Annotated in this window: 1 protein-coding gene (cut by a window edge); it reads left to right on the top strand. The window is 69.5% G+C overall.

The window, feature by feature from the left end; translation table 11 throughout:
- On the top strand, positions 1-25,776 hold the 3' portion of the coding sequence (locus NRB20_RS11120) for a non-ribosomal peptide synthase/polyketide synthase (protein WP_153410001.1). The gene continues 24,711 nt to the left of window position 1, outside the view; only the last 25,776 of its 50,487 coding nucleotides appear in the window; its start codon lies beyond the left edge, outside the window; it ends in the stop codon at positions 25,774-25,776.

The raw sequence follows: 25,776 nt of genomic DNA, 5'->3' as shown, positions 1-25,776 counted from the left end.
CCGCTGACCGTGCAGTACGCGGACTACGCGCTGTGGCAGCGCGAGGTGCTCGGCTCCGAGAGCAGCCCGGAATCGCTGATCTCCCAGCAGATCTCGTACTGGACCGACACCTTGCGCGGTCTGCCCGAACAGCTGGATCTGCCGTCCGATCGGCCGCGTCCGGCGGTCGCCTCGGGCCGCGGCACCATCCACACCTTCGAGATCGACGCCGAAACCCAGGCCCGCCTGGCCGAACTGGGCCGCCCGCACGGCGCGACCATGTTCATGGTGGTGCACGCGGCGCTGGCCGTGCTGCTGTCCCGGTTGAGCGGGGAGACCGATATCGCGATCGGCACGCCGGTCGCGGGACGTGGTGAGCGCGCGCTCGACGACATGATCGGCATGTTCGTCAACACCCTGGTGTTGCGCACGCAGGTCGAGGCGCAGTCCAGCTTCGCCGATGTGCTGCACGCGGTCCGGGGCGGGGACATCGCGGCCTTCGGGCATGCGGACCTGCCGTTCGAGCGGTTGGTGGAGATCCTCAATCCGACCCGTTCGCAGGCCCGGCATCCGCTGTTCCAGGTGATGCTGTCGTTGCAGAACACCGGCCGGACCACGCTGGAACTGCCCGGTCTGACCATCCACGGCGTCGAATTGCCCATCGAGACGGCCAAATTCGACCTGCAACTCGAACTGACCGAGCGGCTGGAGGTTCCCGAGGGGTCCGCCGACGGCGTGCCCGCGCTCGCGGGGATGAGCGCCAAGTTCATCTACGCCACCGACCTGTTCGACGCCGAGACCATCGCCCAGTTCGCGCGGCGTTTCGTGCGGCTGCTCAAGGCCGTCGCGGTGACGCCGGATCGGCCCGTCGGCGATCTGCCGCTGCTGGATGCGCGGGAGGCCGAACTCGAACTGCGGGTGTGGAACGACACGCGGTTCGATCTGCGGGCGGCGCTGGCCGGGCGGGCCGCGACGTTGCCGTCGATGTTCGCCGCGCAGGCGTTTCGTACGCCGGAAGCGCCCGCGCTCACGTTCGAGGGGACAACTCTGGCCCACCCGTCGCCCGACCACCGCCCCTCATCGAGTCCCTCCGGGACGCTGTCGTATTCGGACTTCGCCTCCAGCGTGCGTCGCCTCGCGCGCAAGTTGATCGAGGCGGGCGTCGGACCCGATGTGCCGGTGGCGCTGGGTCTGCGACGTTCGCTCGAACTGGTCATCGCCATCCACGCGGTGGTCGAGGCCGGTGGCGCGTACGTGCCGCTGGATCTCGAACAGCCCGCCGAACGCATCGCGCACGTGCTCGAGACCGCGCGTCCGGCGTGCGTACTCACCACGGCCGCAGACGAATTCGCGCCCGATGGGGTGCCGGTCCTGCTACTGGACGAGCTGGATACGGCCGGTTACTCCGACGCGCCGGTCACCGACGCCGAGCGGATCAGCCCGCTGCTGCCGCAGCACATCGCGTACGTCATCTTCACCTCCGGTTCGACGGGTCGCCCGAAGGGTGTGGCGGTCTCGCACGCCGCGATCGTGAACCGTCTGGTGTGGATGCAGTCCGAGTACGGACTGAACACGAATGATGTTGTGTTGCAGAAGACTCCGTCGACGTTCGACGTGTCGGTGTGGGAGTTCTTCTGGCCCTTCCAGATCGGCGCGCGGCTCGTGGTCGCCAAGCCGGACGGCCACCGCGACCCGGTGTACCTGGCCGAGCTGATCGCCGCCGAGGGTGTCACGGTCGCGCACTTCGTGCCGTCGATGATGTCGGTGTTCGTCGCGGAATCCGCTGTGGCGCAGTGTGGTTCGCTGCGCATGGTGTTCTCCTCCGGTGAGGCGCTGGGCCCCGAGGCCGCGCATCGGCTGCGGGAGCTGACCGGTTCGGCGGTGCACAACCTGTATGGCCCGACCGAGGCCGCGGTCGATGTCACCTATCACGAGGTGACCGACGCCGACGTCGATCTCGTGCCGATCGGCCGACCGGTGTTCAATACCCGTGCGTACGTGCTGGATTCGCGGCTGCGGCCGGTGCCGGTGGGTGTCGCGGGTGAGCTGTATCTCGCGGGCGACCAGCTCGCGCGCGGCTACGTGGGCCGCACGGATCTGACCTCGGACCGGTTCGTGGCCGATCCGTTCGGTGACGGCGGGCGCATGTACCGCACCGGCGACCTGGTCGCTCGCGCCGCCGACGGTGAGCTGCTGTACCGGGGCCGCACCGACTTCCAGGTCAAACTGCGCGGTCTGCGTATCGAACTGGGTGAGATCGAGGTCGCGCTGCGGGCGCACCACACCGTCGTGCAGGCGGTGGCCGTGGTGCGGTCCGACGACCGCACCGGGGCCCGGCTCGTCGCGTACGTCGTGCCCGAGCAGTCGGGCGACGAATTCGATTCCGCCGCTTTCGATCTGGCGCTGCGCACGCATCTGGCCGGGGTGCTGCCGTCCTACATGGTGCCCTCGGCGATCGTCGTGCTCGACGCACTTCCGTTGAGCCCCAACGGCAAACTCGACCGTCGCGCGCTGCCCGCGCCGTCGTTCGAGGTGCGCGAGTTCCGCGCGCCGTCCACGCCGATCGAGGAGATCGTCGCGCACACCTACGCCGACGTGCTCGGCCTGGGCACGCCGATCGGCGTCGACGACGACTTCTTCGAACTCGGCGGTAACTCGCTGATCGCGACCCAGGTCGCCGCCCGTCTGGGCAGCGCTCTGAACACCCGCGTCCCGGTGCGGCTGCTGTTCGAGGCGTCCACGGTGCGGGCGCTGGCCGTGCGGGTGGAGGCCCAGGCCGGTTCGGGTCACCGCGAACTGGTGGCCGGACCGCGTCCCGAGCGCATTCCGCTGTCGCTGGCGCAGCAGCGGATGTGGTTCATGAACCGCTTCGACGCCGAGTCCACGGCCTGGAACGTGCCGATGGCGGTGCGGGTGTCCGGCGTGTTCGATGTGGCCGCGCTGCGTGCGGCGATCGCGGATCTGGTTGCGCGGCACGAGATTCTGCGCACCATCTACCCGCAGCACGACAACGGTCCGGTGCAGGTGATCCTGCCGGTGGGACAGGCGATTCCGGAACTGGAGTTGCGCACGGCCGCCGCCGACGGCGTCGAGGCCGCGCTGGTCGAGTTCTTCGCGGCGACCTTCGACGTGACCGTCGAGGTGCCGTTGCGCGTCGCGCTGTTCGAGATCGAGGGCAGCACAGGCGAATTCGTGCTGGCGATGGTGGTGCACCACATCTCCGGCGACGGTTCGTCGATGGGGCCGCTGACCCGTGACCTGATGATCGCGTACGCGGCCCGCGTCGCGGGTGAGGTGCCGGGCTGGGCGCCGTTGGCGGTGCAGTACGCGGACTTCAGCGTCTGGCAGCGCGCGGTGCTGGGCTCCGACGACGATCCGGAGTCGTTGGCCGCCAAGCAGGTCGCCTACTGGCGGTCCGCGCTGGCCGGGCTGCCCGATCAGCTGGATCTGCCCGCGGACCGGCCGCGGCCGCTGGCGCAGACCTTCGAGGGCAGCCGGGTCGAGGTGCGGATCGACGCCGAAACCCACGCTGCGCTGGCCGATCTGGCGCGTACCGAGGGTGCGACCATGTTCATGGTCGTGCACACCGCGTTCGCGCTGCTGCTCGCCCGCCTGTCCGGCACCGACGACATCGCGATCGGCACCCCGATGGCGGGTCGCGGCGAGGCCGCGCTGGACGACATGATCGGCATGTTCGTCAACACGCTGGTGTTCCGCACGCGGATCGACCTCGGCGAGTCCTTCACCGATCTGCTCGCCCGTCAGCGCGACATCGACATCGCCGCCTTCGCGCACGCCGACGTGCCGTTCGAGCGGCTGGTGGAGGTGCTGAACCCGGTTCGTTCGACCGCGCGGCACCCGCTGTTCCAGGTCGGCATGTCGTTCCAGAACCTGGCTCAGGTTGGCCTGGAACTGCCCGGCCTGACCGTCTCGGGGGTGGATCTCGACCTGCGGCAGTCGCAGTTCGACCTGAACCTGATCGTTGCGGAGGATCTGACCGAATCCGGTGCGCCCCAGGGCATCGCCGGTCACCTGACCTACGCCACCGCGCTGTTCGACCACGCCACGGTGCAGGGCTTCGTGGATCGTTTCGTGCGGATGCTGAGCCGGATCGTCGCCGATCCGTCCGGCGCTGTCGGTGACATCGATCTGCTCGACCTCGTCGAACGCGATCGGATCATGGTGCGGCGCAACGCGACCGACTATCCGGTCGACGCGTCCGCCACGCTGGCCTCGCTGCTGGCGGAGACCCTGGGCGCCCGCTCGGACGCCGTGGCCCTGATCGGCCCCGACGGTGCCCGGATCACCTTCGACGAACTCGATCGCCGGGTGAATCGTCTTGCGCGGCAGCTGATCTCGCTCGGTGTCGGGCCCGAGTCGCTGGTCGCGCTGGCGTTCGACCGGTCGGTGGATCTGGTCGTGGCGATGTACGCGGTGGTGACCGCCGGTGGCGCGTACGTGCCGCTGGGCCCGGACCAGCCCGCCGACCGCACCGGCTACATCCTCGAGACGGCCGCGCCGATCTGCGTGCTGACCAACACGGAGACCGCGTTCGGCACCGAGGTCGCGCCCGTGGTCCGCATCGATGAGCTGGATCTGTCGGAGGTCTCGGACGCGCCGTTCGCGCCCGCCGAGCGACTCGGCGTGCTGCGGCCGGACAACACCGCGTACGTCATCTTCACCTCCGGTTCGACCGGCCGCCCCAAGGGCGTGGCCGTCTCGCACCGCGCGATCGTGAACCAGATGCTCTGGGAGGTCGCCGAATTCGGCATCGACGCCGACGACGTGATGCTGTTGCAGACCGCCGCCACCTTCGACGTGTCGACCTGGGAGTTCTGGGCCGGCGCGCTGACCGGCGGACGCCTGGTGATCGCCGCGCCCGGCGGCCACCGCGACGCGGCCTACATGAACGAGCTGATGGCGCGCGAGGGTGTGACCACGCTGGGCACCGTGCCCTCGATGCTGGACGGTCTGCTGATCGCGTCGGCCGACGCGCTGGCGCCGTCGCTGCGGCAGGTGCTGGCGATCGGTGAGGCGCTGCCGGGTTCGATGGCGCAGCGCTTCCTGCGGGCCAACACCTCCGGGCTGTTCAACGTGTACGGCCCGACCGAGGCCGCGGTCTCGATCACCAACCACCAGGTCACCGCGGACGACACCGCACAGGTCTCGATCGGTGTGCCGGAGTGGAATTCCCGTGTCTACGTGCTGGATTCGCGCTTGCGGCCGGTGCCGGACGGGGTGGCCGGTGAACTGTATCTGGCCGGTGTGCAGCTCGCGCGCGGCTATCTGACCCGTCCCGATCTGACCTCGGACCGGTTCGTGGCCGACCCGTTCGCGGCCGGTGAGCGGATGTACCGCACGGGTGATCTGGTGGTCTGGAATGCCAACGGCGAGTTGGACTATCGCGGTCGTACCGACTTCCAGGTGAAGATTCGCGGTTTCCGGATCGAGCTGGGTGAGATCGAGGCGGCGCTGCTGACGCTGCCGCAGGTCGGGCGCGCGGCGGTGCTGGCGCGCGCGGATCAGCGCCTGGGCGACACCCTGGTCGCCTACGTGATCCCGGCCGGTGGCGCGCTGGACGTCGCGGAGGTCAAGGCCGCGCTCGCCGCGAGCCTGCCGTCCTACATGCTGCCCGCGGCGTTCGTCGTACTGGACGACTTCCCGCTCAACCCCAGCGGCAAGCTGGACCGAAAGGCGTTGCCGGAACCGGAATTCGAGACCACCGAGTTCCGCGCGCCGACGACGCCGATCGAGCAGATCGTGGCGGGCGTGTTCGCCGATGTGCTCGGTGTCGAGCGGATCGGCCTGGACGACGATTTCTTCGGCCTCGGCGGCAACTCGCTGCTGGCCACGCAGGTCGCGGCGCGCCTCGGCAGTGCCCTGGACGCCCGGGTGCCGGTGCGCACCGTCTTCGAGAACTCGACGGTCGAGGGCCTGGCGACGCGGGTCGAACAGCACACCGGTGGCCGTCCCGCGCTGCGTGCGGCGCAGCGTCCCGAGCGGATTCCGCTGTCGCTGGCGCAGCAGCGGATGTGGTTCCTGAACCGGTTCGATCAGTCCTCGGCCGCCTACAACGTGCCGATCGCGGTGCGCCTGACCGGCGAACTCGACGTCGCCGCGCTGGGCGAGGCCGTGGCCGACGTGGTCGCCCGGCACGAGGTGCTGCGCACGGTCTACCCCGAGACCGAATCCGGTCCCGTGCAGGTCGTGCTGCCGCCCGGACAGTCGGTGCCCGAGCTGGTCGTGCGGCCCGCCGCGGCCGGTGACATCGAGGCGCTGCTGCTCGAATTCTTCTCCGCCACTTTCGATGTGACGGCCGAGGTGCCGCTGCGGGTGACGTTGTTCGAGACCGGTGCGGGCGAGTACGTGCTGGCGATGGTGGTGCACCACATCTCCGGCGACGGCTCCTCGATGGCCCCGATGACGCGCGATCTGATGACCGCGTACGCCGCGCGCTCCACCGGCCACGCCCCCGGCTGGGCCCCGCTCGAGGTCCAGTACGCGGACTTCAGCATCTGGCAGCGCGCGCTGCTGGGCAGCGAGGACGATCCGGAATCGTTGCTGGCCAAGCAGACCGCCTACTGGACCACGGCGCTGGCCGATCTGCCCGATCAGCTGGATCTGCCCGCGGATCGGCCGCGTCCGGCGGTGCAGTCCTTCGCCGGTCGCAAGGCCGCGCTGCGGATCGACGCCGAATTGCACAGTGCGCTCACCGATCTCGCGCGCGAGCGGGGCGCGACGCTGTTCATGGTCGTGCACACCGCACTGGCCGTGCTGCTGGCGCGTTTGTCGGGCACCGAGGACATCGCGATCGGTACACCGATGGCGGGTCGCGGTGAGGCGGCGCTGGACGACATGATCGGCATGTTCGTGAACACGCTGGTGTTCCGGACGCGGGTCGATGCCGCGACGCCGTTCGCCGAACTGCTGGAAGCCCAGCGCGAGACCGACATCCAGGCGTTCGCCAACGCCGACGTCCCGTTCGAGCGCCTGGTCGAAACGCTGAACCCGGTCCGCTCGACCGCACGTCATCCGCTGTTCCAGATCGGTCTGTCCTTCCAGAACATGGGCGTGACGAACCTGGAACTGCCCGGTCTGACACTGTCCGGGATCGAGGTCGACACCGAGATCTCGCAGTTCGACCTGCACCTGTTCCTGGCCGACGGTTACGACGACGCCGGCGCGCCGAACGGGATCGACGGCTACTTCACCTACGCGACGGATCTGTTCGACGCCGCGACGGTCGAGGGTTTCGCGACCCGGTTCCTGCGTCTGCTGGGTGAGATCGCCGCTGCGCCAACGACTCCCGCCGGTGAGCTGGAGATCGTCGACGCGGCCGAACGCTCGCTGCTGCTGCGGGATTGGAACGACACCGCGCATCCGGTCGAGGCGACCGCGCTGCTGGACGGATACCGCGGCATGGTGGCCGCGCATCCGGATCGCGTCGCGGTGTCCTTCGAGGGCGAAGAGCTCACCTACCAGGAGTTCGACGAGCGGGTCAATATCCTTGCGCGGCGGTTGATCTGGGCCGGTGTCGGTCCGGAAGTGCTTGTCGCACTGGCGATCCGACGTTCGATCGATCTCGTTGTGAGCATGTACGCGGTGATCACCGCGGGTGGTGCTTACGTGCCGCTGGATCCGGATCATCCTGCCGAGCGCATCGCGCATGTGCTCGAGACCGCGCAACCGGTATGCGTGCTGACCCGTGCCGCCGACGAGGTCGCGGTGCCCGACGGCATCGAGGTGCTGGACCTGGAGACCATCGATCTCGATGGTTTCGAGGTCACGCCGCTGGAGCCCGATGAGCTGGAAGGCCCTGTCTTCCCGGACAATCCGGCGTACGTGATCTTCACCTCCGGTTCCACCGGACGCCCGAAGGGTGTGGCGGTGCCCGGCTCGGCCGTGGTGAACCAGATCGCCTGGATCACCGGCGAATACGGCATCGACCAGGACGACGTGGTGCTGTTCAAGACCCCGTCGACGTTCGACGTGTCGGTGTGGGAGTTGTTCGCCCCCTTGGCCGTCGGCGCGCGCATGGTGATCGCGAGCCCGGACGGTCATCGCGACCCGCAGTACCTCGCCGACGTGATCGCCGCCGAGCGGGTCACCATGACCTCGTTCGTGCCGTCGATGCTGCGGGTGTTCTCCGACAGCGTGTCCGCGCAGGCGCTCGCGGCGGTGCGCATCCTGTTCGTCGCCGGTGAGGCGCTGACGCCGGACACCGTGGCCGCGTTCGGCCGCCTGGGTGTGTCCGCGCGGCTGCACAACCTCTACGGGCCGACGGAATTCACCGTCCACGCCACCTACGCGCCGGTCGCCGAGAGCGTCAGCGCCGCCGTGCCGATCGGTTCGCCGGTGTGGAACGCCCAGGCGTACGTGCTGGATTCGCGACTGCGTCCGGTGCCGGTGGGTGTCGCGGGTGAGCTGTATCTGTCGGGCGCGCAGACCGCGCGCGGCTATCTGGGCCGCGCCGACCTGACCGCCGACCGGTTCGTGGCGAATCCGTTCGGGGACAACGGTTCCCGCATGTACCGCACGGGTGACCTGGTCCGGCACACGGGTGACGGCGCGATCGTCTACCTGGGCCGCACCGACTTCCAGGTCAAGCTGCGCGGTCAGCGCATCGAACTCGGTGAGATCGAATCCGAGCTCACCGCAACCGATTCCGTCGCGCAGGCGGTCGCGGTCGTGCACTCCGACGAGCGCGCCGGGGACCGTCTGGTCGCCTACGTGGTGCCCGCCGCCGGAAGCCTCGACGTCGAGGCGCTGCGTGCGCACCTGGTCGCGCAACTGCCGTCCTACATGGTTCCCTCGGCGTTCGTCGTGCTGGATGTGTTGCCGCTCAACGCGAACGGCAAGCTGGACCGCCGGGCGCTGCCGGAGCCGGAGTTCGAGGCCGCCGCCTTCCGCGCGCCGTCCACCCCGATCGAGGAGATCGTGGCGGGCGTGTTCGCCGATGTGCTCGGCGTCGAGCGGATCGGCCTGGACGACGATTTCTTCGGCCTCGGCGGCAACTCGCTGCTGGCCACGCAGGTCACCGCCCGGATCGGCGCGGCGCTGGACGCGCAGGTGCCGGTGCGGGTGCTGTTCGAGTCCTCGACGGTCGCCGGTCTGGCGGTCAAGGTGGAACAGGGTTCCGCGGCCGCCGACCGTCCGGCGCTGGTCGCCCAGCCGCGTCCCGAGTTGGTGCCGCTGTCGCTGGCCCAGCAGCGGATGTGGTTCCTGAACCGCTTCGATCAGCAGTCCGCGGCCTATCACGTGCCGGTCGCGGTGCGGTTGACCGGTGAGTTGGACATCGCGGCGCTGCGGGCCGCGGTGGGCGACGTCATCGAGCGGCACGAGGTGCTGCGCACCATCTACCCGGAGCGCGACGGCCTCGCGCATCAGGTGATTCTGCCTGCGGCACAGGCAGTTCCGGACCTCGAGCCGATCGCCGTCGCGCCGGATGCGTTGCGGGAGACCGTCACCGAACTGGTCACCGCGAGCTTCGACGTGAGTTCCGAAGTGCCGCTGCGGGTTCGGTTGCTGCGGGTGGAGACCGCGGGCGCGACCGAACACGTCCTGGTCGTCGTGGCGCACCACATCACCGCGGACGGCTGGTCGATGGGCCCGCTGACCCGCGACGTGATGCTCGCCTACGCCGCCCGCAGCACCGGTGAGGCTCCGACCTGGACGCCGCTGCCCGTGCAGTACGCGGACTTCAGCATCTGGCAGCGCGAGTCGCTGGGTGTCGAGGACGATCCGGCCAGCGTGCTGGCCGCCCAGGCCGACTACTGGCGCGGTGCGCTGGCGGGCCTGCCCGACGAGCTGAATCTGCCCGTCGACCGGCCGCGCCCGAATGTGCCGACCTATCGCGGCGGCCGGGTGCCGTTCACCCTCGACGCCGAGCTGCACGCCGCGCTCCAGCGGCTGGCCCGCGCGCGGCACACGACATTGTTCATGGTCGTGCACGCCGCGCTCGCGACGTTCCTGGCGAAGCTGTCCGGCACCGACGACATCGCGGTCGGCACCCCGGTCGCCGGTCGCGGCCGCGCCGAACTGGACGACGTGGTCGGTATGTTCGTCAACACGCTGGTGCTGCGCACCGGCGTGCGGCCCGAGGCGAGCTTCACCGAACTGCTCGCTCAGGCCCGGGAGACCGATCTGCAAGCGTTCGCGCACGCGGACATCCCGTTCGAGCGCCTGGTCGAGATGCTCTCGCCGGAGCGTTCCACGGTGCGCAACCCGCTGTTCCAGGTCGCGCTGTCGTTCGAGAACATGCCCGAGACCGCCTTCGAACTGCCCGGCCTGCGCGTCGGCGCGGTCGAGTTCGAGTCCGGGATCGAGAAGTTCGACCTGTCGCTGACCATGCGGGAATCGCTCGACGATTCCGGTATGCAGGCCGAATTCTCCTTCGCGCGTGACCTTTTCGACGACGACACGGTCGAGGTGCTGGCCCGCCGGTTCGTCCGCCTGCTGGGCGCGCTGGTCGCCGAGCCGGAGGTCGCGGTCGGTGACGTCTCGCTGCTGACCGCGTCGGAATTCGAGCTGCTCACCCACGTGCACGGCGACGACGTCATGGCCACGGGCCTGCTGCCGGATCTGCTGAGCCGCGGCCTGGAGCTGGGCCGCGACCGGATCGCGGTGCGCTACGAGGGACGTTCGATCACCTACGGCGAACTCGACGAGCGCTCGAACCGCCTGGCGCGGGTGCTGATCGATCGCGGTGTGGGCCCGGAAAGGCTGGTGGCCCTGTCCTTCCCGCGCGCCTACGAGATGGTGCTGGCCGTGCTGGCGGTCACCAAGGCCGGTGGCGCGCACGTGCCGGTGGACCCGACCTATCCCGAGGACCGCGTGACGCACATGCTCACCGATTCCGGTGCGGTACTGGGCATCACGAGTTCGCAGCATGTGGCCGACCTGGCCGGTGGCGTGGAGTGGCTGGTCCTGGACGACCCGTCGACCGAAAAGCTGTGTGCCGCACGGTCGTCCGAGCCGGTCACCGATGCGGACCGGATCACCCCGCTGCGCATGCGGCATCCGGCGTACGTGATCTACACCTCCGGTTCGACCGGCCGGCCCAAGGGTGTCACGGTGACGCACGCGGGTCTGGGTGGCCTGGTCGACGTCGCGGTGGGGCATTACGAGATGGAGCTGGGGTCACAGGATCGGCTGCTGCACATCTGCTCGCCGAGTTTCGACCCGTCGGTGCTGGAATGGCTGTGCGCCTTCTACACCGGCGCGACCCTGGTGATCGCGCCCGCGCACATCATCGGCGGTACCGATCTGGCCGAGCTGATGCAGTCCGAGCAGGTCACGCACCTCATCATCACCCCGGCCGTGCTGGGCACCGTCGACCCGGCCGGACAGCGACAGGTGCGGATCGCCTCGGTCGGTGGCGATGTGACCACGCCGGAACTGCTCGCCAAGTGGGAGCCGGGCCGCAAGTACTTCAACGCCTACGGTCCGACCGAGACCACGATCATCTCCTCCTACGCGCGGCTGTCGCCGGGCCGCCACATCACCATCGGCGATCCGGTGCACGGCATGTCGGCCCTGGTCCTGGACGCGCGGCTGCATCCGGTGCCGCCGGGTGTCGCGGGTGAGCTGTATCTCGCGGGCGCGGGCGTGGCGCGCGGTTACCGCAACCGCCCCGACCTGACCGCGGATCGCTTCGTGCCCAACCCGTTCGGCGCACCGGGCGCGCGGATGTACCGCACCGGTGACGTGGTGCGCTGGTACGCCGAACCGGGCGAGCGCGCCGGGAACGAGGCCGTGGCGTCGGTGCCGTGGGAGCTGGACTACGTGGGTCGCTCGGACTTCCAGGTGAAGATCCGCGGCTTCCGCATCGAACTGGGCGAGATCGACGCCGTGCTGGGCACCCACCCGGACGTCGAGTTCGCCTTCACGATGGGACGCGAAACCGCCGCGGGCGCAACGATTCTGGTCTCGTACGTGCTGGGCGTCGCGGGCCGCGCGGTCGATCCGGCCGACGTCAGCGCGCACGTCGCGCGGACCCTGCCGCCGCACATGGTCCCCGCGGCCATCGTGGTGCTGGACGAGATCCCGCTGACCCCGGTCGGCAAGCTGGATCGCCGGGCGCTGCCCGAACCCGAACTCGCGCCGCGCGAATTCCGTGCTCCCGCAGGCGAGATCGAGACGATCATCGCCGAGGTGTTCGCCGAGGTGCTGGGCGTCGACCAGATCGGCGTGGACGATTCGTTCTTCTCGCTGGGCGGCGATTCGATCCTGTCGATCCAGCTGGTGTCGCGGACCAAGGCGCGCGGCGTGGTGTTCTCCCCGCGCGACGTCTTCGAACGTCGCACGGTGGCAGCGCTGGCCGAAATCGCCACGCGCGGTGACGATTCCGATCGCCGACAGCTGGCCGAGCTGCCCGGCGCGGGTGTCGGTGAGATCCCGCTGAGCGCGATCATGACGCAGCTGCTGTCCAGTGGTTCGTCCTACGAGCGGTTCTCGCAGTCGATGACGGTCCGGCTGCCCGCGGGCATCGACCGCCCGACGCTGGTCGCCACCCTGGACGCGGTCTTCGAACACCACGACGTGCTGCGTTCGCGGCTGCGCGGCGACGCCGAGAGCGGCTGGGTCTTCGAGGCCCTCGCACCCGGCGCGGTCGATGTCGACGCGCTGCTGCGTCGCGTCGAGGTGCCCGCCGATATCGATGACGAGGCGCTGAACCGCCTCGCGACCGCGGAACTCGATGCGGCACTGGGACGTCTGGATCCGGCGAACGCGGCCATGATGCAGTTCGTCTGGTTCGCCGCCGACGCGGGCAGCGCCCGACGTGACGCGCTGCTGATCGTCGGCCACCACTTCGTGGTCGACGGCGTGTCCTGGCGCATCCTGCTCCCGGACTTCGCGATGGCCTGGTCCCAGCTGGCGGCCGGACAGCCGGTGACGCTGCCCGCCAACGGCACCTCGATGCGGCGGTGGGCGCACGCGCTCGCCGAGGCCGCCACCGATGCCGCGCGGACCGCGGAACTGCCGTTCTGGCAACGGGTTTCGGCGACCCCGGACCCGCAGCTGGGCTCGCGGGCGTTCGATCCCGCGGTCGACACCAACGCGACCGTGGATCAGGTGCGCGTCAGCGTCCCCGCCGACGTCACCGAGGCCGTGCTGACCACGCTGCCGGGCCTCTACCACGGCGGCGTCAACGACGGACTGCTCTCCGCGCTGGCCCTGGCCGTCGCGCGGTGGCGTTCGCGCGCCGGTGACGCCGCGCTGATCCGGGTCGAGGGCCACGGCCGCGAGGAAGAGGTCGTACCGGGCGCGGACCTGTCGCGCACGGTCGGCTGGTTCACCACCGCCTACCCGGTGCGGCTGGATCCGGCCGGGGCCGATCTGGACGACGCGTTCGCCGGTGGACCCGCGCTGGGCGCGGTGGTCAAGGCGATCAAGGAACAGCTGCTGGCCGTGCCCGACAAGGGCCTCGGCTACGGTCTGCTGCGCCGCCTGAACCCCGAAACCGCTGGGCTGCTGGGTGATCCGGGTCAGATCAGCTTCAACTACCTGGGCCGGATCTCCGCCGGTGAGGTCCCCGAGGGACTCGCCGAACTGGGCTGGGTCCCGGTGGACGACCTGGGCGATCTGTCGGTCGGCCAGGACGCCGATATGCCCGCCAACGGCGCGGTCGACATCAACGCCATCGTCACCGACGGTGAGCAGGGCCTGCGCCTGGGCGCGTCCTTCACCTTCCCGACCGGTCTGCTGGACCGGGAGCAGGTGCGGGAGTTCGCGGACCTGTGGGTCGCGGCGCTGACCGCCCTCGCGCGGCACGCCCGTCGCCCGGACGCCGGTGGTCTGACGCCGTCGGATCTGCCGCTGGTGCCCGCCACCCAGACCGATATCGCGGTGTGGGAGAAGAACTATCCGGCGATGATCGATGTGTGGCCGCTCTCGACCTTGCAGTCGGGTCTGCTGTTCCACGCGTTGCTGGCGCAGCAGGGCGTGGATGTCTACACCGTGCAGTCCACCGTCGGGCTGAGCGGCGCGGTCGACATCACCCGGCTGCGGTCGGCCGCCCAGGGCATCCTGGTGCGGTACCCGAACCTGCGCACCGCGTTCGTCACCGACGCCGACGGGCGTTCGGTGCAGGTCGTACTGGATAAGGTCGAAGCGCCCTGGCGCGAGGTGGATCTTACCGATCTGCCTGCGGCACAACGTGATACCGAGCTGAAGCGGCTGATGGCCGCGGACCGGGCCGAGCACTTCGACATGTCCGCGCCGCCGCTGCTGCGCTTCACGCTGTACCGCCTCGAGGCGCACGAGTGGCAGATCGTCATCACCACGCACCACATCCTGCTGGACGGCTGGTCGATGCCGCCGCTGCTGCGGGATCTGCTGATGCTGTACGCGGTGCGCGGCGATGCGAGCGTGCTGCCGCGCGTCGCGCCGTACCGGAACTACCTGGCCTGGCTGGCCGGTCGTGACAAGGACGCCTCGCTGCGCGCCTGGCAGACCGCGCTGTCCGGGGTCGAGGAGCCGACGCTGCTCGCCCCGCAGGTCGTGGTCGAGGAGCAGACCTACGAGATCGGCCGTCAGGTCACCGAGATCGACGCGGCCCGGACCGAGCGGATCAAGCGGTACTGCGCCGAGCTGGGCATCACGGTCAACACGCTGATCCAGGCCGCGTGGGGTGTGCTGCTGAGCCGGATGACCGGCCAGGACGACGTGATGTTCGGCGCGACGGTCTCGGGTCGTCCGGCGGAACTGCCGGGCGTGGAGTCGATGGTCGGCCTGTTCATCAACACCCTGCCGGTGCGGGTGCGCGTGGACGACGACGCGTCGGTCGGGCAGCTGCTGTCGGATCTGCAAGCGGCACAGGCGGATCTGCTCGATCACCACTACGTCGGCCTGACCGATATCCAGCGGGTCGCGGGTACCGGCGTCGGCTTCGACTCGCTCGTGGTGTTCGAGTCGTACCCGGTGGACAAGGACGCGATCGAGGCGACCAGTTCCATCGACGGCATGTCGGTGACCGGCGCGGGCATGTACGACGACACCCATTACCCGATGACGGTGATGGTCAGCGCCGAGGCGACCGTGGTGCTGGCGATGAAGTACCTGGTCAGCCACTTCACCGACGATCAGGTGACCGAGCTGTCCGCGCGTCTGCTGCGGGTACTGGACGTGCTGGTGGATCGGCCGGACCGTCGCGTGGGCGAGATCGATCTGCTCGACGACGCCGAACGCGATCGAATCCTGGTGCGCTGGAACGACACTCGGCACGAGGTCGCGCCGGAGCTGCTGCTCGACGGATACCGCCGCACGGTGGCCGCGCACCCGGATCGGGTGGCCGTGGTCTTCGAGGGTGCGGAACTGACCTATCGCGAGTTCGACGAGCGGGTCAATATCCTTGCGCGGCGGTTGATCTGGGCCGGTGTCGGTCCGGAGTCGCTTGTCGCACTGGCGATTCGGCGTTCTGTCGATCTGGTCGTGAGTATGTACGCGGTGATCACGGCCGGTGGTGCGTATGTGCCGTTGGATCCGGATCATCCGGCCGAGCGCATCGCGCATGTGCTCGAGACCGCGCAGCCGGTGTGTGTGCTGACCCGTACGGCCGACGCGGTTCCGGTGCCCGACGGCATCGAGGTGCTCGACCTGGAGACCGTCGACCTGGACGGTTTCGATGTCACGCCTGTGGAGCCGGACGAGCTGGAAGGCCCTGTCTTCCCGGACAATCCGGCGTACGTGATCTTCACGTCCGGTTCCACGGGACGCCCGAAGGGGGTCGCGGTCTCGCACGCCGCGATCCACAACCAGATCACCTGGATGCTCGCCGAGTACCCGATGGGCGCGGGTGACGTCTACTTCCAGAAGACCGCGACCACGTTCGACGTCTCGCTGTGGGGCTACTTCATGCCGCTGCGCGCGGGATCGAAGCTGGTCGTCGCCACCCACGACGGGCATCGCGATCCGGAGTACCTCGCGGAAACCATTGCCGCGCAGCAGGTCACGGTCACCGACTTCGTGCCCTCGATGCTGACGGTGTTCGCCGCGCACACCCCGGCCGGTGCGGTGCCGACGTTGCGTGACGTGTTCGTCATCGGTGAGGCGCTGCCGCCGCAGACCGTCGCCGGGATGCGCGAGATCTCCACCGCGACAGTGCACAACCTGTACGGCCCGACCGAGGCCGCGGTCTCGATCACCTACTGGCCCGCGACCGGCGACGAGCGCTTCAGCGTGCCGATCGGTGCGCCGCAATGGAATTCGCAGGTGTACGTGCTGGATTCGCGGTTGCGGCCGGTTCCGGCGGGTGTCGCCGGTGAGCTGTACCTCGCGGGCGATCAGTTGGCGCGCGGTTATGTGGCGCGTCCGGATCTGACCTCGGATCGTTTCGTGGCGGATCCGTTCTCCACCACCGGCGAGCGTATGTACCGCACGGGCGACCTGGTGTCGTGGCGCGTCACCGACGGCGCGCCGGTGCTGGATTACATCGGCCGCACCGACTTCCAGGTGAAGTTCCGTGGTCAGCGCATCGAACTCGGCGAGATCGAATCGGCGCTGCTGGCGCATCCGACGGTCAGCCAGACCGTGGTGCTGGTGATGCCCTCGGATCTGGGCGATCAACTGGTGGCCTACACCGTGCCCGCGCCCGGCCGGACGATCGACCAGCGCGAGTTGCTGGCCGCCGCCGGAGAATCGTTGCCCGCGTACATGATTCCCGCCGCGATCGTCGAACTGGCCGAGTTCCCGCTGAACACCAGTGGCAAGCTGGATCGAAAGGCGTTGCCGGAACCGGAACTCGCGCATCGCGAGTTCCGCGCGCCGTCCACCCCGATCGAGGAGATCGTCGCGAACGTCTTCGCCGAGGTGCTCGGTGTGGACCGGGTCGGCGCGGACGACGACTTCTTCGCCCTCGGCGGTAACTCGCTGATCGCGACGCAGGTCACCGCACGTCTGGGGGCCGCGCTGGAGACCCGGGTCTCGGTGCGGGAGCTGTTCGAACGCTCCAGCGTGGCCGAACTGGCCGCGCGGGTCGCGCAGTACGCGGGTTCCGATGTCGCCCGGCCCGCGCTGGCCGCGACCGTGCGGCCGGAGCAGGTGCCGTTGTCGCTGGCCCAGCAGCGGATGTGGTTCCTGAACCGCTTCGATCCGACGTCCACCGCCTATCACGTGCCCGCCGCGGTGCGGTTGTCCGGGAACGTGGATCTGGACGCGTTGCAGGCCGCGGTCCGCGATCTGATCGAGCGTCACGAGGTACTGCGCACGGTCTACCCGGAACGTGAGGGCTTCGCGCAGCAGGTGATTCTGCCTGTGGCACAAGCGGTTCCGGACCTGACGCCGGTACCGGTACAGCCGGATGCGGTGCAGTCCACCGTGCTCGACCTGGTCACCGCCGCGTTCGACGTGACGACCGAGGTCCCGCTGCGGGCCCGGCTGCTGCGCGTCGACGCTGCAACCGACCACGTAGGCACCTCGGACGTGGCTGACGCACACGGCACCATCGGCTCGCGCCTGGCGACCGATCACACGGGCACCTCGGACGTGGCTGACGCACGCGACACCACCGGCTCGCGCCCGGCGACCGACCACGCGGGCACTGCGGACGTGGCCGATGCACACGGCACGACCGGCTCGCGCTCGGTGGCCGACCACACCTCTGCCGTACCCGGCGACGCCGAATACGTCCTGGTGTTCGTCGCTCACCACATCACCGCGGACGGCTGGTCGATGGGTCCGCTGACCCGCGACCTGATGCTCGCCTACGCGGCCCGTACGGCCGGTGAGGCCCCGGCGTGGACCCCGCTGCCGGTGCAGTACGCGGACTTCAGCGTCTGGCAGCGCGCGGTGCTGGGCTCCGAGGACGACCCGGACAGCGTGCTCTCCGCGCAGGCCGAATTCTGGCGGACCACCCTCGCGGATCTGCCCGACGAGCTGAACCTGCCGGTGGACAGGCTGCGCCCGGCGGTGCCGTCGTATCGCGGTGGGCACGTGCTGTTCCCGATCGACGCCGAGGTGCACGAGGCGCTGCGGGCGATCGCGCGGCAGCAGAACACCACGTTGTTCATGGTCGTGCACGCCGCGCTGGCGGTGCTGCTGGCCAAGCTCAGCGGCACCGAGGACATCGCCGTGGGCACGCCCATCGCGGGTCGCGGTGAGGCCGAACTCGACGATCTGATCGGTATGTTCGTCAACACGCTGGTGTTGCGGACCGAGGTCAGCGGCCAGCGCAGCTTCCTCGAGTTGCTGGCCGGTGCCCGCGAGGCCGACCTGCAAGCGTTCGCGCACGCGGACATTCCGTTCGAGCGGCTGGTCGAGCTGCTCGCGCCGGAGCGGTCCACCGCGCGCAACCCGCTGTTCCAGGTCGCGCTGTCCTTCGAGAACATGCCCGAGACGACGTTCGAACTGCCCGATCTGAAGGTCGGCGGCCTCGAATTCGATTCCGGCATCGAGAAATTCGATCTCTCGCTGACCCTGCGCGAGCTGCCCGGCTCGGGGATCTCGGCGCAATTCTCCTTCGCCCGTGACCTTTTCGATCAGGATTCGGTCGAGGTGATCGCGGCCCGCTTCGTGCGACTGCTGCGGCAGATCGTGGCGCGCCCGGACATCTCGGTCGGCGATCTCGAGCTGATCGAGGACAGCGAACGCGCGGATCTGGTCTCGCGCAACGGACTTCCCGCCAGCACGCCGCGCACCCTGCCGGAACTGCTGGCCGAGGCCGTCGCGCGCGATCCGCAGGCGATCGCCGTGGTGGAGGGCCACGCGCCCGTGGCGGGTCCGTCGTGGGGCCGCAGCCTGACCTACGGCGAACTCGACGAACGCTCGAACCGCTTGGCGCGCTTGCTGATCGAGCGTGGCCTGGGCGCCGAGGATCTGGTGGCCGTGGCGGTGCCGCGATCGCTGGACTCGTATCTCGCGGAGTGGTCGGTGACCAGGTCGGGTGCGGCGTTCGTGCCGATCGACCCGACCTATCCGGCCGACCGGATCGCGCACATGCTCACCGATTCCGGTGCGAAGGTCGGTCTGACCGTGGCCTCGGTGCACGAGCAACTGCCCGATTCGGTGCAGTGGCTGGTGCTGGACGAGCTGGACACCACCGCGTTCGACGCGGCCCCGGTGACCGACGCGGATCGGGTGCGTCCGGTGGTTCCGGCGCATCCCGCCTACGTCATCTACACCTCCGGTTCGACCGGCGTCCCCAAGGGCGTCATGGTCACCCACGCGGGTCTGGCCAACTTCCGGGACGAGCAGCTCGCGCTCTACAGCCTCGACTCCGCAACGCGCGCACTGCATTTCGCCTCGCCGAGCTTCGATGCGTCGATCCTGGAAATGCTGCTCGCCGTGGGTGCGGGTGGACGTCTGGTCATCGTCCCGCCGGGCGTCTACGGCGGTGCGGAACTGGCCGAGCTGATCCGCTCCGAGGGCGTCACGCACGCGTTCATCACCCCGGCCGCGCTGTCCACGGTCGATCCGGCCGGGCTGGACAGCCTGCGGGTGCTGACCGCCGGTGGTGAGGCCGTGCCCGCCGATCTGGTCGCCAAGTGGGTCGTTCCGCTGGCCGACGGGACCGTGCGCCGGATGCACAACGTGTACGGGCCGACGGAAACCACCATCGCGACCACGCTCGGCGCGCTCGCGCCCGACGAGCCGGTCGCCCTGGGCGGTCCGATCCGCGGTATGCGGCTGCTGGTCCTGGACGAGCGGCTGCGGCCGGTGCCGGTGGGTGTCGCGGGTGAGCTGTACCTGTCGGGTATCCAGCTCGCGCGGGGGTACCACGCCCGCAACGGCCTGACCGCGCAGCGGTTCGTGGCCGATCCGTACGTGTTCGGCGGACGCCTCTACCGCACCGGTGACGTGGTCCGGTGGACCGCCGCCGGTTCGGTGGAATACGTCGGCCGCTCGGACTTCCAGGTCAAGGTGCGTGGTTTCCGCATCGAACTGGGTGAGATCGACGCCGCCCTCACCGCGCACGAGACGGTCGGCTTCGCGGTCACCCTCGGTCATCGGGGTGCCGCCGGAGTTACCGCGCTGGTGTCGTATGTCGTTGCGGCACAGGACTATTCGATCGACGTCGGCGCACTCGCCGCGCACCTGCAGGATCGTCTGCCCGCCTACATGGTGCCCGCGTCGATCATGGTGCTGGACCGCGTCCCGCTGACCCCGGTGGGCAAGCTGGACCGGCGTGCCCTGCCCGAGCCGGTGTTCGAGGCCGAGACGCAGTTCCGCGCGCCGCGCACCCCGATCGAGGAGGTCGTGGCGGGTGTGTTCGCCGCGGTGCTCGGTGTGGACCGGGTCGGCGCGGACGACGATTTCTTCGCTCTCGGCGGTAACTCGCTGGTCGCGACGCAGGTCACCGCGCGCATCGGCGCGGCCCTGGACACCACGGTCACGGTGCGTTCGCTGTTCGAGTCGCCCACGGTGGCCGGACTCGCGGAGGCCGTGGCGGCATCCAGTCGCGGCGAGCGGGTCGAGATCGGCAGTCTGGAACGGCCGCAACGGATTCCGCTGTCGCTCGCGCAGCAGCGGATGTGGTTCCTGAACCGGTTCGATCCCGATTCCACCGCGTACAACGTGCCGATCGCGGTGCGGCTGACCGGTGTGCTGAACATCCCCGCGTTGCGCGCGGCGATCGGCGATCTGGTGGCCCGGCACGAGGTGCTGCGCACGGTGTACCCGGAGACCGATCAGGGGCCGGTGCAGGTGATTCTGCCTGCGGTGCAGGCGATTCCGTCGCTCGATGTGCGGGTGACCGGGCCGGATCAGGTCGAAGCGGCGGTGCTGGAGTTCTTCTCGGCCTCGTTCGATGTGACCGCCGAGGTGCCGCTGCGGGTGGCCGTGTTCGAGGTGGCCGCGGCGGGAGCCGACGGTACGGGTGAATACGTGCTCGCGATGGTCGTGCACCACATCTCCGGCGACGGTTCGTCGATGGGACCGCTCACTCGCGATCTGATGACCGCGTACGCGGCCCGCTCGGCGGGTACCGCCCCGGACTGGGAGCCGCTGGCCGCGCAGTACGCGGACTACAGCATCTGGCAGCGTGCGGTGCTGGGCTCGGAGGACGATCCGGAATCGTTGGCCGCCAAGCAGATCGGGTACTGGCGCCGGGCGCTGGCGGAGCTGCCCGATCAGCTGGATCTGCCCGCGGACCGGCCGCGTCCGGCGGTGCAGACCTTCGCCGGTGGCACGGTCGGCCTGCGCATCGACGCGCAGACCCATGCCGCGCTGGTGAACGTCGCGCGGGAACAGGGCGCGACGCTGTTCATGGTCGTGCACACCGCGCTCGCGGTGCTGCTGGCCCGCCTGTCGGGCACCGAGGACATCGCGATCGGCACCCCGATCGCGGGCCGCGGTGAGGCGGCGCTGGACGACATGATCGGCATGTTCGTGAACACCCTGGTGTTCCGCACCCAGGTCGAGTCCGGTGCGGCCTTCACCGATCTGCTTGCGACGCAACGCGAATCGGATATCCAGGCGTTCGCTCACGCCGACGTCCCGTTCGAGCGTCTGGTCGAGGTGCTCAACCCGGAACGATCCACCGCGCGGCATCCGCTGTTCCAGGTCGGTATGTCGTTCCAGAACCTGGCCCGGATCAGCCTGGAACTGCCCGGTATGACCGTGTCCGGACTCGACGTGGACGTCGAGATCTCGCAGTTCGACCTGCATCTGATCGTGGGTGACGGCTACGACGAGTCGGGCGCGCCGCTCGGCATCGCCGGCGACCTCACCTACGCGACCGATCTGTTCGACCGCGAGACCGCGCAACTGTTCGCGGACCGGTTCGTGCGACTGCTCGGCGAGATCGTGGCCGCGCCCGGCACGCCCGTCGGCGATCTGAACTACCTGGACGCGGGCGAGATCACCGCGCTGGTGTCGGACCGCAACGCGACCGCGCACGAGACCGATCGCGCGGCGACCCTGGTGTCGCTGCTCGAACGCACCGTCTCGGGCACGCCGGACGCGCCCGCGCTGATCGCACCCGACGGCCGCACGATCAGCTACGCCGAACTCGGTTCCCGGGTGAATCGTCTTGCGCGTCAGCTGATCTCGCTCGGTGTGGGTCCGGAGGCGCGGGTCGCGCTGGCACTGCGCCGGTCGGTGGATCTGGTCGTGGCCATGTACGCGGTGGCGACCGCCGGTGGTGCGTATGTGCCGGTGGATCCGGATCAGGCGGCCGAGCGGACCGATTACATCCTCGACACCGCGGGCCCGGTCTGCGTGCTGACCAATGCCGAGACCGCGTTCGAGACCACGATCGCTCCGGTCGTGCGGATCGATGCGGATCAGGACGGCTCCGACGCGCCGATCACGGCCGCCGAGCGACTCGGTGTGCTGCGTCCGGACAACACCGCGTACGTCATCTTCACCTCAGGTTCGACGGGCCGCCCGAAGGGCGTGGCCGTGCCGCACGCGGCGATCGTGAACCAGTTGCTCTGGGAGACAGCGGAATACGGCCTCGGCGCGGACGATGCGGTGCTGCTCAAGACCGCCGCCACCTTCGACCTGTCGGTCTGGGAGTTCTGGACCGCCGCGGTCTGCGGCGGCCGGTTGGTAGTCGCCACGGCCGACGGGCATCAGGATCCGGAGTACCTGAACGCGCTGATGGCCCGCGAGTCGGTGACCACGTTGCATGTGGTGCCCTCGATGCTCGACGCGCTGCTCACCGAATCCGATGGGACACTGCCGGATTCGCTGCGACGGGTGCTGGCGATCGGCGAGGCGCTGCCGGGTTCGGTGGCGCAGCGTTTCCGCGCGGGGAACGCGGCCGGGCTGTTCAACCTGTACGGGCCCACCGAGGCGGCCGTCTCGATCACCAGTCACCAGGTCGACGCGGCCGATGTGACGTCGGTGTCGATCGGTGTGCCGGAGTGGAATTCCCAGGTGTACGTGCTGGATTCGCGGTTGCGGCCAGTGCCCGCGGGTGTTCCGGGCGAGCTGTATCTGGCCGGTGCGCAGCTGGCGCGCGGCTACTTCGGTCGCGCGGAGCTGACCTCGGATCGGTTCGTGGCCAACCCGTTCGCGAACGGCGAGCGGATGTACCGCACCGGTGACCTCGCGGTCTGGAATGCCAACGGCGAGTTGGACTATCGCGGCCGTACCGACTTCCAGGTGAAGATTCGCGGTTTCCGTATCGAACTGGGTGAGATCGAGGCGGCGCTGCTGGCGCTGCCGCAGGTCACGCAGGCCGCGGTGCTCGCGAAGTCCGATCCGCGCCTGGGTGACCGGCTGGTCGCCTACCTGGTGACCTCGGACGCGGAACTCGATGTGGCGCAGGTGCGTTCGGAGCTGTCCACGAACCTGCCGTCCTACATGGTGCCCGCGGCCTTCGTGACGCTCGACGCGCTGCCGTTGAACGTGAACGGCAAGCTGGACCGAAAGGCGTTGCCGGAACCCGAATTCGAGTCCACTCCGTACCGCGCGCCCGCGACGCCGACCGAACAGATCGTCGCCGAGGTGTTCGCCGACGTGCTCGGTCGCGAGGGGATCGGCGTGGACGACGACTTCTTCGGCATCGGCGGTAACAGCATCCTGTCGATCCAGGTGGTGTCGCGGTCCAAGGCCCGCGGTGTGGTGTTCAGTGCCCGCGAGGTGTTCGAGCGGCGCACCATCGCCGGGATCGCCGCGGGTGCGGTGCTCGGCAGTAGCGAACTCGAACTGCCGACCGGTCCGCTGGTCGAGGTCGGCGCGGCCGATCAGGCGGCGTGGGAGCAGACCTATCCGGCGCTGACCGAGGTGTGGCCGCTCTCGCCGTTGCAGTCGGGTCTGTACTTCCTCGCGGTGATGTCGGAGTCGAGCCGGGACGTCTACAGCCAGCAGGCGCGCCTGGACTTCACCGGAACTCTCGACGCCGAGCGGCTGCACGCCGCGGTGCAGGCGCTGGTGGATCGCTACGAGAACCTGCGCGTGGCCTTCACCACCGACGCCGACGGCAAGGCCGTGCAGATCGTTCAGGATCGGATCGAAGTGCCTTGGCGCGAAACCGATCTCACCGAGCTGCCCGCCGCTGAGCGCGAGCTCGAGATGCAGCGGCAGCTGGCGCAGGATCGCGCGGTGCCGTTCGACATGGCCGCGCCGCCGCTGATCCGCTTCGGGCTGTTCAAGCTCGACACGGACGATGATCCGGCGACGCAGCAGTGGCGTTTGGCGATCACCGCGCACCACATCCTGTTCGACGGCTGGTCGATGCCGCTGCTCATGCGGGATCTGCTGGTGCTGTACGCGGTGCACGGCGATGTGAGCGTGCTGCCGCACGTCGCGTCGTACCGGGACTTCCTGGCGTGGCTGTCGGTGCGTGACCGCGAGGAGTCGCTACAGGCATGGGCGCGTGCCCTGGCCGGTATCGACGAGCCGACTCTGATTGCGCCGCAACAGAAGTCGTCCGATGCCTTCGATGTCGAGCATGTGAGCATCGCGCTCGACGCCGAGCGCACCCAGCGCCTGAGCAAGTTCTGCGCCGACCTCGGGATCACCGCGAACACGCTGATCCAGGCGTCGTGGGGGCTGCTGGTCGGTCGCCTGACCGGCCGCGGCGACGTGGTGTTCGGCGCGACCGTCTCGGGTCGTCCGGCCGAGCTGACCGGCATCGAGTCGATGGTCGGCCTGTTCATCAACACCCTGCCGGTGCGGGTGCGGGTCGAGGACCATCGCACGGTCGCCGATCTGCTGACCGGATTGCAGGGCGAGCAGGCCGCGCTGATGGACCACCACTACGTCGGGCTGCCCGACATCCTGCGGGTGGCCGGGCTCGGCGCGCAGTTCGATTCGCTGATCGTGTTCGAGTCGTATCCGGTGGATCGGGAGGCGATCGCCGCCGCCAGTTCCATCGACGGCGTCGCGGTGACCGGTATCGACTTCAAGGGTGGTACGGACTATCCGCTGACCATCACGGTGACCGCCGATACCACCATCGCGGTGAACCTGGAGTACCTGACCAACCGCTACAGCGAGGCCGCGGTGCGCACCCTCGCCACGCGGTTGGAGCGGGTGCTCGAGGCGCTGATCGGCGATCCGGACGCGCTGGTGGCCGACATCGACATCCTCGATGCCGCCGAGCGGGCCCGGATTCTGGCCGAATCCGGCGGCGCGGCAACCGAACCCGCGTCCGCGCGGGTCGGTGCGCGCACCCTGGCCAGTACGCTGGGCGCGGTCGTCGAGGAGGATCCGCAGGCTCCGGCGCTGCTGGTCGGCGAATCCGAAATCGGTTACCAGGTGGTCGATTCGCGGTCCTCGCAGCTGGCCCGGGTGCTGATCGATCGCGGTGTGGGCCCCGGCGACATCGTCGCGGTGGCGCTGCCGCGTTCGGTGGAGTCGGTGGTCGCGCTGTGGGCGGTGCAGAAGGCCGGTGCGGCGGCATTGTTCGCCGACGGCCTGTCCTTCGGCGAGATCGTCTCCGCCGGAGCGGGATTCGGCATCACACTGGAACCCGCGGCCAAGTCGATGCGCTGGCTGGTCCCCACCGATCCGAAGGTCCAATCGGAACTCGCCGCGGCCCCGGCCCACCCGGTCTCCTACGCCGACCGCCTGCGCCCGCTGCACGAGGACCACCCGGCCCTCATCGCCCGCCGTGCCGACGGCTCCTGGCTCACCCTGACCCAGGACCAGGCCCTCGACCACGCCGAAACCCTCCGCGAGGACAACGGAATCGACTACGAATCCACCACCTTCACCGCCGCCACCGCGGGCCCCGCAGCCCTGGCCGAATTCCTGGCCTCCGCCACCGCGGGCGCCCTCTCGGTCCTGCCCACCGGAGCCCCCCTCACGGACGACCTCTCAGACGGAGAGGTAACCCACTGGTTCGCGACCTCCGAGGAGTCCACCGCAGCCGCGGACGACGAGATCCAGGTGGTGATCACCGACTGA

Origin of the sequence: Nocardia macrotermitis, from assembly GCF_009604405.1 — a bacterium.
GTDB classification, from domain to species: domain Bacteria; phylum Actinomycetota; class Actinomycetes; order Mycobacteriales; family Mycobacteriaceae; genus Nocardia; species Nocardia macrotermitis.
The sequence above is the reverse complement of the archived record's forward strand: the minus strand, read 5'-3'. Positions and strand labels throughout refer to the sequence as shown.